At 72.0% G+C, this 13,805-nt stretch carries 14 protein-coding genes; 4 read left to right on the top strand and 10 right to left on the bottom strand.

Annotation, left to right across the window (positions count from 1 at the left end):
• Positions 1-40 precede the first annotated feature (40 nt).
• From FSW04_RS11445 to FSW04_RS11430, 4 genes are all read right to left on the bottom strand, one after another.
• Positions 41-1,021 (bottom strand): LLM class flavin-dependent oxidoreductase, encoded by a 981-nt coding sequence (locus tag FSW04_RS11445; protein WP_146923676.1) that lies wholly within the window; start codon positions 1,019-1,021, stop codon positions 41-43.
• 59 nt (positions 1,022-1,080) lie between these two features.
• Complete coding sequence (locus FSW04_RS11440) at positions 1,081-1,884, bottom strand: enoyl-CoA hydratase/isomerase family protein (RefSeq protein WP_146919311.1); 804 nt, start codon at positions 1,882-1,884, stop codon at positions 1,081-1,083.
• Positions 1,881-3,116 carry an acyl-CoA dehydrogenase family protein gene (locus FSW04_RS11435; protein WP_146919309.1) on the bottom strand — a complete coding sequence of 412 codons (1,236 nt, stop codon included), beginning with the start codon at positions 3,114-3,116 and terminating at the stop codon, positions 1,881-1,883. The genes FSW04_RS11440 and FSW04_RS11435 overlap by 4 nt, the downstream gene beginning before the upstream one ends.
• Positions 3,117-3,239: 123 nt before the next feature.
• A complete protein-coding gene (locus FSW04_RS11430; protein ID WP_187369431.1) occupies positions 3,240-4,226 on the bottom strand; it encodes a quinone oxidoreductase family protein in 987 nt (328 codons plus the stop codon).
• Between the two features lie 91 nt (positions 4,227-4,317).
• Between FSW04_RS11430 and FSW04_RS11425 the strand changes: the two genes are divergently transcribed.
• The 3 genes from FSW04_RS11425 to FSW04_RS11415 are packed head-to-tail and all read left to right on the top strand — an operon-like array spanning position 4,318 to position 6,870.
• On the top strand, positions 4,318-5,985 hold the full coding sequence (locus tag FSW04_RS11425) for a class I adenylate-forming enzyme family protein (protein ID WP_146919305.1): 1,668 nt from the start codon (positions 4,318-4,320) through the stop codon (positions 5,983-5,985).
• A 52-nt stretch (positions 5,986-6,037) separates the two neighbouring features.
• Positions 6,038-6,478: a hotdog family protein gene (locus FSW04_RS11420; RefSeq protein ID WP_146919303.1), complete on the top strand. Its 441-nt coding sequence runs from the start codon at positions 6,038-6,040 to the stop codon at positions 6,476-6,478.
• Positions 6,478-6,870, top strand: coding sequence for a MaoC family dehydratase (locus tag FSW04_RS11415; protein ID WP_146919301.1), 393 nt, complete (start codon positions 6,478-6,480; stop codon positions 6,868-6,870). The genes FSW04_RS11420 and FSW04_RS11415 overlap by 1 nt, the downstream gene beginning before the upstream one ends.
• Before the next feature lie 12 nt (positions 6,871-6,882).
• Here FSW04_RS11415 and FSW04_RS11410 read toward each other — a convergent pair whose 3' ends face one another.
• From FSW04_RS11410 to FSW04_RS11400, 3 genes are read right to left on the bottom strand one after another with little or no spacing between them, the layout of a single operon-like run.
• Positions 6,883-7,416: a carboxymuconolactone decarboxylase family protein gene (locus FSW04_RS11410; protein ID WP_187369430.1), complete on the bottom strand. Its 534-nt coding sequence runs from the start codon at positions 7,414-7,416 to the stop codon at positions 6,883-6,885.
• Complete coding sequence (locus tag FSW04_RS11405; RefSeq protein WP_146919297.1) at positions 7,413-8,183, bottom strand: hypothetical protein; 771 nt, start codon at positions 8,181-8,183, stop codon at positions 7,413-7,415. The genes FSW04_RS11410 and FSW04_RS11405 overlap by 4 nt, the downstream gene beginning before the upstream one ends.
• A 6-nt stretch (positions 8,184-8,189) precedes the next feature.
• Positions 8,190-9,065, bottom strand: coding sequence for a CoA transferase subunit A (locus FSW04_RS11400; RefSeq protein ID WP_146919295.1), 876 nt, complete (start codon positions 9,063-9,065; stop codon positions 8,190-8,192).
• Positions 9,066-9,155: 90 nt separating this feature from the next.
• Between FSW04_RS11400 and FSW04_RS11395 the strand changes: the two genes are divergently transcribed.
• Entirely contained in the window at positions 9,156-10,832 is a 1,677-nt protein-coding gene (locus FSW04_RS11395; protein ID WP_146919293.1) for an acyl-CoA synthetase, read from the top strand.
• Positions 10,833-10,904: 72 nt separating this feature from the next.
• On the opposite strand, the gene FSW04_RS11390 is transcribed toward FSW04_RS11395, so the two are convergent.
• From FSW04_RS11390 to FSW04_RS25910, 3 genes are read right to left on the bottom strand one after another with little or no spacing between them, the layout of a single operon-like run.
• On the bottom strand, positions 10,905-11,669 hold the full coding sequence (locus FSW04_RS11390; protein WP_146919291.1) for an enoyl-CoA hydratase/isomerase family protein: 765 nt from the start codon (positions 11,667-11,669) through the stop codon (positions 10,905-10,907).
• 18 nt (positions 11,670-11,687) lie between these two features.
• Positions 11,688-13,286, bottom strand: coding sequence for an acyl-CoA carboxylase subunit beta (locus FSW04_RS11385; protein WP_146919290.1), 1,599 nt, complete (start codon positions 13,284-13,286; stop codon positions 11,688-11,690).
• Positions 13,287-13,288: 2 nt separating this feature from the next.
• Positions 13,289-13,804 (bottom strand): biotin/lipoyl-containing protein, encoded by a 516-nt coding sequence (locus tag FSW04_RS25910; RefSeq protein WP_187369429.1) that lies wholly within the window; start codon positions 13,802-13,804, stop codon positions 13,289-13,291.
• Position 13,805: the final 1 nt, after the last annotated feature.

Here is a 13,805-nt window from a genome sequence, read left to right as displayed (position 1 = left end):
CCCTGCGCCACTAGCGCATGCGCCAATCCGCGCGCCGGGGCTACCGCGGGCGGGCGATCGCCGAGCACGCCCGGATGAGCCCCAGGGCGTTGTCCTGCACGCGCTCGGGCGCCAGCCCGAAGCTCGGCGTGTAGAGGATCGCGTGATCGAGCAGCCCCTCGTAGCGGCGCAGCCCGTCGCGGACGTCCTGCGCCGTCCCGCAGACCGCGAGCGCGTCGATCATCGCGTCGGGCACCGCCGCGATCATCGCCTCGTGGTCGCGGCGGGCGAACGCCTCACGGATCGCCTCCCCCACCCCGCCGAAGCCGATGCGCTCCATGATCGTGCCGTAGGTCTTGGCCGAGGCGTAGAAGGCGATCTGCGCCGCCACGTCGCGGCGCGCCTGCTCGGCGTCGTCGTTGACCGCGGCGAACACGAGGCTGGCCACCTGGATCTCCGACGGGTCGCGCTCCATGCGCCGTGCGCCCTTCTCGATCGCCGGCAGCACGACGTCCTCGAGGTAGGGGATCGTGAACAGCACGTGGCCGAGCAGCCCGTCGGCGACGCGGCCGGCCGTTTCGATCATCCGCGGGTTGACGCCCGCCGTGTAGATCGGGATGCGCTCGCGCAGCGGCGGCAGCAGGTCGCCCGTGGGCCGGAAGTGCAGGCGGTAGAAACGCCCGTCGTGGTCGATGGCCTCCTCGTGCACGCGCCACAGGCGGCGGATGAGCGGCACGAGCTCCTCCATCCGCACCGCGGGCGCCTCGGGGTCCAGACCGTGCCAGTCGGAGATCATCCGCCGGGTGCCGTTGCCCAGGCCGAGCACGAAGCGCCCGTCGGAGATCTCGTCGAGGTCGCGGGCCTCGGCGGCCATCGTCAGCGGGCTGCGCCCGACGCCGTAGGCGATCGCCGTCCCGACGCGGCAGCGCTGCGTGCGGTGGGCCATCTCGGCGACCGTGATGGTCGCCGAGCGGTTGTAGAGCTCGGGCGCCCACGCCGCGTCCAGGCCGGCGGCGTCCGCCGCCGCGGCGACCTCGCCCATGGCGCGGACGGACGTGCCCTGGGGCTCGATCCCGACCGTGAGCGAGGCCACCGGCCGGCTCAGGTCCCGGTGAACTTCGGCTCGCGCTTCTCGCGGAACGCCGAGAGGGCCTCGCGGAAGTCCGCGCCGCGCGTCGCCAGCGTCTGGCCGCGGTTCTCGACCTCGATCGCCTGGCTGAGCGAGCCGGCGTCAACGTTCGTGTTGAGCACGCGCTTGGACATCGTCACGCCGAACGGGCTGTTGAGGACGATCTGGTCGGCGATGGCCAGGCACTCGTCCATGAGCTTGTCGGCCGGGACGACGCGGTTGACCAGGCCGATGCGCTCGGCCTCCTCGGCGTCGTAGAAGCGCCCGGTGAGCATCATCTCCGCCGCGCGGCCCATGCCGATGACCCGGGGCAGCGACCACGACACGCCGACGTCGCCGGCCGACAGGCCGATGCGCACGAAGGCGGCGTTGAACCGCGCGGCCGGGCTGGCGATCCGGATGTCGGCGCACAGCGCGAACCCGAGCCCACCGCCGGCGGCTGCGCCGTTGACCGCCGCGATCACGGGCTGCTTGATCTCGTGGAACTTCTGGAACGCACCGGCCCACTGCTGCTGGCCGAGCATCATCTCCTGCGCGGTCATGTCCGGCAGCGTGTAGGCCTCGTCGAGGTCCAGGCCCGAGCAGAAGCCCTTGCCGACGCCGGTGATGATGACCACCCGCGCGTCGTCGTCCTTCTGGAGCTCGTCGCACAGCGCGTGCATCTCGTCGAACATCTCGAACGTGATCGCGTTGTAGCGATCCGGCCGGTTGAGGCTCACGAGCACGACCCCGTCGCGGGGGTGCTCGACCAGCATCGTGTTGTACGTGTAGCTCATCGTGCTCCCGCCGTCGTCGGCTCCGGATCCTTGACCTTCGCGAGCTCCATGCGCGCGATGACCATCTTGTGCACCTCGTCGGCGCCGTCGCCGATGCGCAGCATGCGGTTGTAGCGGTACATCCACGACAGGGGCGTGTCCTCCGACACGCCGGCGCCGCCGTAGACCTGGATGGCCCGGTCGACGACGTTGAGCCCCATGGTGGGCACGACGAGCTTGGTGATCGACAGCTCCTCGCGGGCGGCGCGGTTGCCGACCTGGTCGAGCTTCCACGCGGCGTGCCAGGTGACCAGGCGCGCCTGGTCGATCTCGGCGCGGGAGGTCGCGATGAAGTCCTGGATGAACTGCCGGTCCGACAGCGGCGAGCCGAACATCTCGCGGGACTTGGCCCTCGCGCACATGAGCTCCAGCGCGCGCTCGGCGACGCCGATGAGGCGCATGCAGTGGTGGATGCGACCGGGGCCGAGGCGGTCCTGGGAGATCTTGAAGCCGTTGCCGCGGCCGCCCAGCGTGGAGATACCGGCCGGGACGCGGCAGTCCTCGAAGGCCAGCTCCCAGTGGCCGGGGCCGGCGGTGTGGCCCATGTTCGACAGCGGGCGGACGTACTGGAAGCCGGGCGTGTCGGTGGGGACCAGCAGCATCGTGGCTCGGGAGTGCTTGGGCCCGTCGGGGTCGGTGACCGCCATGACGATCGCGAACCGGGCGCCGAGCGCGTTCGTGCACCACCACTTGCGCCCGTTGATGACCCACTCGTCGCCGTCCAGGACGGCCGAGCACGCCAGGCCCGTGGGGTCCGAGCCGGCCGTGTCGGGCTCGGTCATGGCGTAGCAGGAGCGGATGTCGCCGTCGAGCAGCGGCTCGGTGTACTTCTCCCGCTGCTCCGGGGTCGCGTGCTCGACGAGGATCTCCATGTTGCCGCTGTCGGGCGGCTGGACGTTGAAGACGTAGGGCGCGGTGGTCGTCGCGCGGCCGATCTCCTCCGAGACCACGCCGTAGTCGAGGTTGCTCAGGCCGGACCCGAGGCGCTCGTCGGGGAGGGCGAGGTTCCACAAGCCCTCGGCGCGCGCCTTGGCGCGCAGCTCGACCAGGACGGCCGGGAACGGGGTGTCGCGGTCGACCTCGGCGTCGATCGCGTCCTCGATCTCGCGCTCGTTGGGGTAGACGTGCTCGTCCAGGAACGCGCGCACGCGCTCCAGCAGCGCCTTGGCGCGGTCACTCGGCTCGAAGTCCACAGCGTCCTCCGGGATCGCAGATCAATCAGGTGGGCCGCCCGACCCTAGTCCCGGTCGCACGGGCCAGCCATAGGCGAAAGCGCTAGTACCCCAGGGGGCCGGGGCCCGCGGCCGGGCCGGGCCTTACGCGGGCTCGAGCTCGAGCACGACCTTGCCGGTCAGGCTGCGCGACTCGATGAGCTCGTGGGCGGCGGCGATCTCGGCCGCGGGCATCGTCCGCACGTCGGGCCTGAGCTCGCCGGAGAGCACGAGCCGCTGGATCTCGTCGAACGCCCGCTGGGGCTCGGACGGGTCCTGCTCGGCGACCCGGGCGACGAGCACGCCCGTCACGGTCTGGCCGCGCGGCATGAGCGCGCGGACGTCGAGCATGGCCGGCGCCTGGCTGGCCGAGCCGACCACGAGGTAGCGCCCGCCGAAGGCCAGGGCCCGCATGGAGGGCATGAAGAGGTCGCCGCCGACGCCGTCGATGACCACGTCGGCGCCGTGGCCGCCGGTCGCGGCGCGCACGCCGGCCGTCAGCGTCTCCGGGTCGGCCAGGACGGTCTCGGTCGCGCCGTACCGGCGGGCGATCTCGAGCTTGGCGGGCGTGGAGGCCGTCGCGACGACCCGCGCGCCGGCCAGGGCGGCGAGCTGGACCGACATGCCGCCCAGGCCGCCGGCGGCGGCGTGGACGAGCACCCAGTCGCCCTCGCCGACCTGCCCGTATCGGTGCACGGCGTACCAGGCGGTCACGCCCTGGGTGAACAGCGCCGCGGCGTCGCGCGGGGCCATGCCCTCGATGAGCGTGAAGACGTGGTCGGCCGGCGCGCTGATCGTGTCGGCATAGCCGCCGCCGTTCTCGCAGAAGACGAGCACGGGCGTGCCGGGGGCCGGGCCGCCGTCCCCGGACTCCAGGACGTGGCCGGCGACCTCGAAGCCCGGGGTGAAGTCCAGGGACTGGTCGCGGCGGTACTCGCCCCGGCGCACCATCGTGTCGGCGAAGTTCAGGCCGATCGCCTCGACGGCCACGAGGACCTCGCCCTCGCCGCGCTGCGGCGCCGGGCCGGTGGTCCAGCGCATGACGTCCGGCGGGCCGAACCGATCGAGGGCGACGTAGCGACGTGTGGGCACGAGGACGGCAGCGTCGCGGGCGGCGCCGACGGCGCCAACTGGCGCAAGTGCTAGGACCGCACGGGCGGATGCCGTCGTAGCGTCGCCGGTCATGGACGTGACGAGCCTGTACGGCCGGCGGGCGACGCAGCGCTGGGAGCGCATGAGCGTCGGAGATCTGTTCGAGCGCGTCACCTGGAGCTACCCCGACAAGGAGGCGATCGTGGCCTGGGAGGGCGCGTTCGCCCACCCCGAGAACCAGCGGGTGACCTACCGGCAGGCCGACGAGCTGGCCAACCGCGTCGCCAACGCGCTCCTGGCCCGAGGCCTGCAGCGCGGCGACCGCGTCGCGATGTTCTGCGAGAACTCCGTAGAGGCCTACATCTTCAAGATCGGCGTCGCCAAGGCGGGGCTGACCGTCGTGCCGATCAACCCGATGCTCGCGCCCGACGTCATCTCCTACCTGCTCGGCCGGTGCGAGCCCGCGTTCGCCATCGTCGACGACGTCCTGTGGCCCAAGGCCAAGGGCGGCTTCGGCGAGCAGGGCATCGCCCCGCAGGTGACGATCGCCATCGAGGGCGGCCTGATCGACGGCAGCGTCGGCTTCGCGGACTTCGTCGAGGGCCACGCCACGACCGAGCCCGCCGTCGAGGTCCACGCCGACGACGTGTGGGAGATCATCTACACCTCGGGCACCACCGCGATGCCCAAGGGCGCGATGGTCACCCACGCCTACAGCTACCTCGGCGCCTACTCCTTGGCGCTGACGCTCACGCGGGGCCTGAAGATCGAGTGCGACCTCAAGCTCTGCAGCTTCCTCCCGCTCATCTTCCACATCGCCGACCAGATCTTCAGCTTCCCGGCCTTCCTGTCGGGCGGCACGCTGGTCATGGGCCGTGGCGTCGACGCCACGAAGATCGCCAAGGCGGTCACCCAGGAGCAGGCCACCTGCCTGTGGGGCGGCTCGCCGGCCATGCTCACGGACTTCGTCGCCGCGCTGGACCGCGAGCCGATGACCTACGACGTGCGGTCGCTGACGACCACGGTGTACGGCTGGACGGCCGCGCCCCCGGGCCTCATCCGCGCGCTCAAGCGCCACTGCGGCGAGGACCTCATCGCCTGCGAGATCCTCGGCCAGACCGAGGCGATCTCCTGCCACCGCTTCTGGCCCGACAAGTGGACCGAGCTGTTCCACCGCACCGCGCCCGAGCTCAACTACGTCGGCGTGCCCAACCCGATGGTCGCCGCCGATGTCGTCGACGAGGACGGCATGTCGCTGCGCGACCGGCCCGGCGTCCCCGGCGAGGTCGTCTACCGCTCGCCCGTCGTCACCGCGGGGTACTACCGCGACGAGGAGGCCACGCGCGAGGCGTTCCGAGGCGGCTGGTTCCACTCCGGCGACGTCTGCGAGTACGACGCCGACGGCCTGCGCATCATGGTCGACCGCTCCAAGGACATCGTGAAGTCCGGCGGCGAGAACGTCTCGAGCCAGCGCGTGGAGTCCGTGCTCGTCCAGCACCCCGATGTGCAGAAGGCCGCGGTCGTCGGCCTGCCCCACGAGCAGTGGGGCGAGGCGGTGACCGCGTTCGTCATCGCCGAGCCGGGCGCCACGCCCGACACCGACGAGCTCATGGTCTTCGCCCGCCAGCGGCTGGCCGGCTTCGAGAGCCCGAAGATGGTCGTGGTCGTCGACGAACTGCCCGTGACCGTCGGCGGCAAGGTCCTGAAGTTCAAGCTGCGCGCCGCCAACGCGACGCTCTACGAGAGCACCAAGCACTGACTGGCGCTAGCGCCAGTTGAACGTCGACCCGCGATCTCCGAGGGTCCCTGTCATGACCGGCACGTCCGGGGACTCCCCGGCACTCTCGAACATCGCCTACGACGACCTCGTCGTGGACGAGCGCATGGGCCCGTTCACCGAAAGGGTGTCGCGCGACATCGCCGGCCGGCTGGCCGGCCCCATCGGCGAGCCCTCCGAGCCGGCGTTCGCGCCGCCCGCGGTCTTCCCGGTGCTCTTCCTGCACGCGCTGCGGCGCGGCATGGGCGGCATCCCGGCCGGCAGCATCCTGGCCAAGCAGGAGCTCGAGTACCACGCCCCCCTGCCCGTCGACAGCGACGCGGAGATCACGGTGTGGGTCGGCAACAAGGAGATCAAGCGCGAGCGGCCGTTCGTGACGATCGAGTTCGACATCCGCGACCAGCAGGGCACCCAGGTGGTGACCGGTCGCAAGATCATCGTGTGGCCCACCGGGCCCGGACAGGAGACGTCGTGATGCCCGACCCCACGGCCTTCACGCCCGTGACCGACGTGGTCACCCAGGCCAACATCGACGCCTACGCCGAGCTGTCGGGGGACTTCAACCCGCTGCACGTCGACCCCGAGGCCGCCGCGGCCTCCGAGTTCGGCGGCATCATCGCCCACGGCCCGATCGCGCTGCACGCGTTCTTCCGCGCGGCCACGGCCTGGCTCGGCGTCGACGCGCTGCCGCCGGGCTCCGAGGTCAAGGTGACCTACCGCGCACCGACCCGGCCGGGCGACAGCATCACGAGCGAGCTGCGCTCCTCCGAGGACCTCGGGGACGGCCGCACGGCGGTCGAGGCCGACTGCGTCAACCAGGACGGCACGACGGTCGTCTCGGTGCGCGCGGTGCTGGCGACGCCGTAGGCCGGCGGCGCCCTACGCGGCCGGCGCGTCGATCTCGACGCGCACGGCGCTGAGCATCGCGCCGATCAGCCCGTAGAAGCCGATCATCACCAGCAGCTCGAGCACGCCGTCGTCGCCGAGGTGCGCGTGCAGGGCCGACCACGTCGCGTCGCCCACCGTGTCGTGGGCCACGAACTCGTCGACGAACGCCAGCAGCGCGGCGTCGGCGGGCGCCCACGCGTGCTCGAGCGCCGGATCGGCCGCCGCGGCGATCTCGGCCGCCGGCACCCCGGCGTCGGCCGCGATCGCGCGGTGCTGGGCCTCGACGTAGGCGGCACCGCGGCGGGCCGCCGTGCGCAGGATGGCGAGCTCGCGCTCCCGCACGCCGACGACCGAGTGGCGCGGGTAGTAGCCGCCCAGCGCGTTGACGCGGCGCAGCAGCTCGGGCCGGTGGGCCAGGGTCTTCCAGAGGTTCAGGTACTCCCCACCCGGCTTGGGGTAGGTCTTGTCGAGCTGCTCGACCTGGTGGTCGTCGAAGTGCGCCGGCGGCGTGATCCGCGGCGTCACGACGCGGCCAGCGTGCCGTGCACGTCCACCCGGCCCCGCAGCACCTCGAGCTCGGCGTCGGTCGGCGCGGGCGTCACGGGCACCTCGTCGGGCCAGACGAGCTCGAAGCCCGTGGCCTCACGGACCTGGTCGGCGGTCACGCCGGCGTGCAGGCTGCGCACGCGCATGTCCCCCGCGTCGTCGAAGTCGAAGACGCCCAGCGGCGAGAGCACCATGCGGATGCCGCCGCCCGGGAGCTTGAGCCGCCTGCGCTCCGTCGCGTCGCCCAGCGCGGAGATCAGCGACACGCGCTCGACGAACGTGCGCGGGTCGTGGCTGGGCATGACGATGTAGTAGCCCTTGCAGTAGGTGCTCATCGTCGCCAGGGCCAGCGAGCCCGGGCCGCGCATCTTCCAGCCGCCCTCGCCGTCGGGGATGCCGAACAGGTTGAGGTTGCCGCGCCGGTCGAGCTGCAGGCCGCCGAAGAAGAAGACGTCGGGGCGGTTCATGTCGTCGAACACACGGCTCTGGAACATGAGCGCCTCGCCGATGAGCGTGCGCGGGTCGAACAGGAACGGGTACACGCCCGGCGGGTCGGCGCCGTCGCCCAGGCCGTGGACGCCCAGGCCGATGAGGACGCGCACGTCGGGGTGCGTGGTCAGGCTGGCCAGCACGGCGGCCGCACGGGCCATGGGCATGTTGGCGCCGACCATGATGGTGCGGTCGTCCTCGCGCAGGTCGCGGGCGAGGAGGATGGCGAACAGCTCGTTGATCGACGGCTCGGTCATGGGGGCTCAGATCAGCAGCGAGGTCAGCCGGCGGATGCCGACCTCCTCGAGGTAGGCATCGTTGTCCGCCGGGCCGTGCACGTGGCGGCGCAGGTAGCCGTCGAGGTCGTCGCCGCCGGCGCGCCCCGCGCGCACGAAGTCGCGCAGGTGCTCCTCGTCGGCCGTCATCCAGCCGTTGGAGTAGGGGTGGGTGCCGAACGGGGCGCGGACGACGGTCGTGTCGCGCCAGTAGATCGTGCTGCCCGGGTTGCGGCGGATCTCGTCGTTGCTGACGACGCGGTCGACCTGGAGGACGACGTGCCGGGCCGCGGAGCCGATGAGCGGATCCATGTGGGCCGTGCCGACGGGCTGGGCGTTGCCGTAGGCGTCGGAGACCTCGGAGTACAGCAGCGCGACGTCGAGCTCGAGCGCCGGGATGGCCAGCAACGGCTCGCCGCGGACGGGGTCGTCGAACTCGACGAGCGTGGGGTTGAGCTGCGCGTAGGACGTGCCGACGCCGCCCCGCCAGGGCAGGAACGGCAGGCCCTGGCCGGCGGCCCGCAGCCCCTGGACCGTGTGGGCCTCGTCGAGGTCGACGACCTCGATCGTGCCGTTCTGGGCGGCAGTGCGGAACACGGGGCCGACGGCCGCGACGGTCTCGGCGCCGACGTAGCAGCCCACCACGCGGCTGACGCAGCCGGCGGCGATGAGGATGTCGACCTCGATGCCGCCCACGGGGGCCACGACGGTGAGGTCGCGCACCCCGCGGCGGGCCAGCCCCCGGACCAGCGCCATGGGATGGCCGGCGGTGACGGCACCGCCGATCCCGATCACGGCGCCGTCGGTGACGACGGCGAGGGCGTCGTCGAGGTCGGCGACGACCGATGTGCGGCCCGGGCTCATGTCCCCATCCCACCGGGCCGCGACCCCCGGGGCCACTGTCACTTCCGCCAATACGGCGCGGGGCCGCCGCCGATACCGTCGGCGGCGACGATGCCTGAGATCTCACGCCCGGACCGCACCGCGCCGCCCAACCTCACGTCCTATGAGGAGGCGCGGGAGAGCTACCACGTCGACCTGCCCGAGCGCTTCAACCCGGTGGTCGACATCATCGAGCGCTGGGCGCAGGAGGCCCCCGACGACCTCGCGCTCGTCTCGTTGGGCCCGGGCGGCGAGACGATCGCCGAGCACACCGTCGCCCAGCTGGCGGCCGAGTCGCGCAAGGCGGCGCGCGCGCTGCTGGCCGCGGGCATCGGCAAGGGCGACCCGATCTTCATCATGCTGCCCCGCCATCCGGCGTGGTACTTCGCGATGCTCGGCGCGATCCGCATCGGAGCGGTGGTCATGCCGGGCACCAACCAGCTCACGGCGCGCGACATCTCCTACCGGATCCGCGCCGCCGACGCGGTCGCCGCGATCACCGACTCCGTGGGCGCCGAGAAGCTCGACGCGGTGCGCGAGGAGCTCCCCACCCTGCGCACGCGCATCGGGCTGGGCGTGGGCGATCGCGAGGGCTGGAACGACCTGGAGACGATCATGGAGGCCGCCGGCGACGGCGAGCTGCCGGACTCCCCCACCTCCAGCAGCGACCCGATGATCCTGTTCTTCACGAGCGGGACGGTCAGCTACCCCAAGATGGTCCTGCACCCCACGGCCTACGGGCTGGGCCACGTGTCGACCGCGCGCTTCTGGCACGACCTGCGCCCCGGCGACCGGCACTGGACGGTGACCGACACGGGCTGGGCCAAGGCCGCCTGGGGCGGGCTGTTCGGCCAGTGGCACGAACGGGCGACGATCGTGCAGGTCGCGCTGGGCAAGCCCGACGCCGACACCATCCTGCGCATCCTCAAGGACGCCGGGATCACCTCGTTCTGCGCGCCGCCGACGCTGTACCGCATGCTCGTGCAGGCCGACCTGGCCGCCTACGACCTGAGCGGCGTGCGCCACTGCACGAGCGCCGGCGAGCCGCTGAACCCCGAGGTCATCCGCGCGTGGAAGGACGGCACGGGCGGCCTGACGGTGTACGACGGCTACGGCCAGTCGGAGACCTGCGTGCTCGTCGCCAACTACCGCGCGATGGACGTCCGGCCCGGCTCGATGGGCAAGCCCGTGCCGGGCTGGACCGTCGACGTCCTGGACGAGAGCGGCGAGCGCGCCCCCGACGACGTCGTGGGCAGCATCGCGGTCAAGGTCACCGACCCGCGCCCGATCGGCCTGTTCGACGGCTACTACCGCGACGACGCGGCCAACGAGAAGTCCTTCGTCGGCGGCTGGTATCTCACGGGCGACAAGGCGTGGCGCGACGGCGACGGCTACCTGTGGTTCGAAGGCCGCGACGACGACGTCATCACCTCGTCGGCCTACCGGATCGGGCCGTTCGAGGTCGAGTCCGCGCTCGTCGAGCACCCGGCGGTCGTCGAGGCCGCCGTGGTCGGCAAGGACGACCCGCAGCGCACGCAGATCGTCACCGCCTTCGTGATCCTCGCCCCCGGCTACGAGGCCGGCGACGAGCTCGCGGCCGAGCTGCAGAAGCACTCACGCGACCTCACCGCGCCGTACAAGTACCCGCGAGAGATCCACTTCGTCGACGAGCTGCCCAAGACCGTCAGCGGCAAGATCCGCCGCAGCGAGCTCCGCGAATCGCTGCGCGAGAGGCCGGCGGGCGACTGAGTCAGGCCGCCGCCGCGGGTTCGGCCGCCGGGCGCCGAACCCGCAGCGGAACCGGCCTCCCGGGCCGGTGTCTCACCTACCCTGCCACACCGGCGGGCGCTTCTCCTTGAAGGACCGCGGGCCCTCCTGGGCGTCCTCGCTGAGGTAGACGGGCTCGTAGAGCTTGTCGGCGGCGTCCAGCGCCTCGGTCCAGTGGTGCTCGGCCGAGAGGTAGACCATCGACTTGGCGGCGCGCACCGACAGCGGTGCGTTGGCCGCGATGCCCTTGGCCATCGTCTCGGCGGCCTCGCGCAGCTCGGCCAGCGGAACGACCTTGTTGACCAGCCCGAGCTCGTAGCCGCGCTGGGCGGTGATCGGCTCGCCCGTGACGAGGATCTCCATCGCCACGCGCGGCGGGATGAGCCACGGCAGGGGCGCGGCCCACGGCGAGCCGCGGCCGACCTTGGCCTCGGTGATCCCGAACTTCGCGTGGTCGGCCGCGATGACCAGGTCGACCATCTGGGCCAGCAGGAAGCCGCCGGCGAACGCGACGCCGTTGACGGCGGCGATGACCGGCTTGTCGGTCTTGACCGACCGCTGCAGGTAGGGCAGGAAGTCCTTGGGCGGGATCGTCAGCGCCGTGTCGGACATCTCCTTGAGGTCGCCGCCCGCGCAGAAGGCCTTCTCCCCCGCGCCGGTGAGCACGAGCACCGCCGCCGAGTCGTCGTCGGCGAAGCGGCGGAAGCCCTCCCACAGCCCGTCGCGAACCGCCTTGCTCAGCGCGTTGCGCGCCTCGGGGCGGTTGATGGTCATCCACGCGACGGCGTCGGAGACCTCGTAGGTCACAACGTCGGTCATCGGCCAGCTCCTCGTCGGTCAGATGCGCAGCACGCCGCCGGGCGTGCGCACGATGGGGGCGTTGAGCACCGCCGACAGCGACATCCCGAGGGTGTTGCGGGTGTCGACCGGGTCGATCAGCCCGTCGTCGCGCAGGTCGGAGGTGAGGTAATACGAGTGGTAGGTCTGCTCGAAGTAGGCCGTGACCTCGGTCTTGATCGTGCTGATCTCGTCCGGGGACGGGTCCTCCCCGCGCCGGCGCAGGCCGGCGACGCGGACCTGGGTCAGCACGTCGGCCGCCTGCTCGGGGCCCATGATCGACGAGCGCGAGTTGGGCCAGGCGTAGACCAGGCGCGGGTCCCACGTCCGGCCGGCCATCGCGTAGTTGCCGGCGCCCTGCGAGGCGTGGCACAGCACCGAGAGCTTGGGCACGGTCACGTTGGCCTGCGTCATGAGCATCTTCGCGCCGTCCTTGGTGATGCCCCGGCGCTCGTACTCGCGGCCGACCATGAAGCCGGTGACGTTGTGCAGGAACAACAGCGGGATGCCGTCGCGGTCGCACAGCTGCATGAACGTGGTCGCCTTGTTGGCGGCCTCGCTGTAGATCACGCCGTTGTTGCCGAGGATGCCGACCTTGAAGCCCCAGATGAACGCCCAGCCGCAGACCATCGTGTCGCCGTAGCGCGGCTTGAACTCGTGGAACAGGCTGCCGTCGACGACGCGCGCGATGACCTCGCGCATCTCGAACTGCTTCTTGACGTCGTCGGGGATGATCCCGTAGAGCTGGTCGGGGTCGTGGAACGGCGGCTCGGGCGCGCGGCGGTCGCTGTCGGCCTTCTCGCGACGGGCCCACACGCCGACGATGTCGCGCGCCAGCGAGAGCGCCTCGGCCTCGGAGTCCACGGCGTAGTCGGCCACGCCGGAGACCGACGTGTGCATGTCGGCCCCGCCGAGCTCCTCCGTCGTGTTCTCCTCGCCCGTGGCCGCCTTGACCAGCGGCGGTCCGGCCAGGAAGATCGCGCCGCGCTCGCGGACCATGATCGTCTGGTCGCACAGCGTCGGCGTGTACGCCGCCCCCGCCGTGCAGTAGCCGAACACGACGGCCAGCTGGGGGATGCCCGCGGCGCTGAGGTGGCACTGCTGCTGGAAGATCTTGCCCGCCCAGGCGTAGATCTCGTCCTGGAGGTGGAGGTTGGCGCCGCCGCTGTCGAGCATGTGCACGACCGGCAGCTTGTTCTCCAGGGCGATCTGCAGCGCGCGGACGATCTTGCGCGTGGTGATCGGGTACCAGGCGCCGCCCTTCAGCGAGCTGTCGTTGGCGATCACCATCACCTCGCGGCCGCTGACGACCCCGATGCCGGTGACCAGCAGCGCCTGGGGCGCCTCGCCGTCGTAGTGGCGGTTGGCGGCCAGCGACATGAGCTCCAGGAACGGCGCGCCGCGGTCCAGCAGGAGGTCCAGGCGCTCGCGCACCGGGAGCTTGTCCTGCTCGGCCAGGCGGTCCCAGGCCCGCTGCGGGCGGTCCTCGCGCGCCTTGCGCAGGGTCTCGGCCAGCTCGGCCGCGAGGCCCTTGTTGTGGGCGTAGAACGCCTTGTAGCTCGGGGAGTTGGGATCGACGTGGGTCTCGAGGCGGTGCACGGTCAGTCCTCCTCGGTCGGGTCGGTCTCGGGGTCGGCCTCCAGGGCGACGAGCGCGGCGCCCCGGTCGAACGTGTCGCCGACGTCCAGGAAGACCTGCTCGACGACGCCGTCGCGGGCGGCGGTGATCTCGCTCTGCATCTTCATGCTCTCGATGACCATCAGCGGCAGGCCGGCGGTGACCTCGTCGCCCGGGGCGACGGCGATGCTGATGACGGTGCCGGGCATGGGCGCCAGCGCCACGTCCTCCGACGGGCCGCCGCCGCGCGAGCGCTCGACGGGGTCGACGATGCCCAGATCCCAGGACTGCCCGAAGGCATGCACGAGGATCGCGTCGCCGTCGACGAGGATCCACATCGGCTCGGTGCGGTCCTCGAGCGTGAGCTCGTAGCCATCGCCGGCGGGACGCAGGCTGCCGTGGTAGTCGCGGCCGTCGATCGTCACGGTGGCGCGGCCGCCGTGGCGGGCGACGTCGACGGTGTGGGCGGTGCGGTCGCCCAGGGTGATCTCGAAGGGCATG

Source organism: Baekduia soli (genome assembly GCF_007970665.1).
GTDB classification, from domain to species: domain Bacteria; phylum Actinomycetota; class Thermoleophilia; order Solirubrobacterales; family Solirubrobacteraceae; genus Baekduia; species Baekduia soli.
This window is presented reverse-complemented; position numbering and strand designations above follow the sequence as displayed.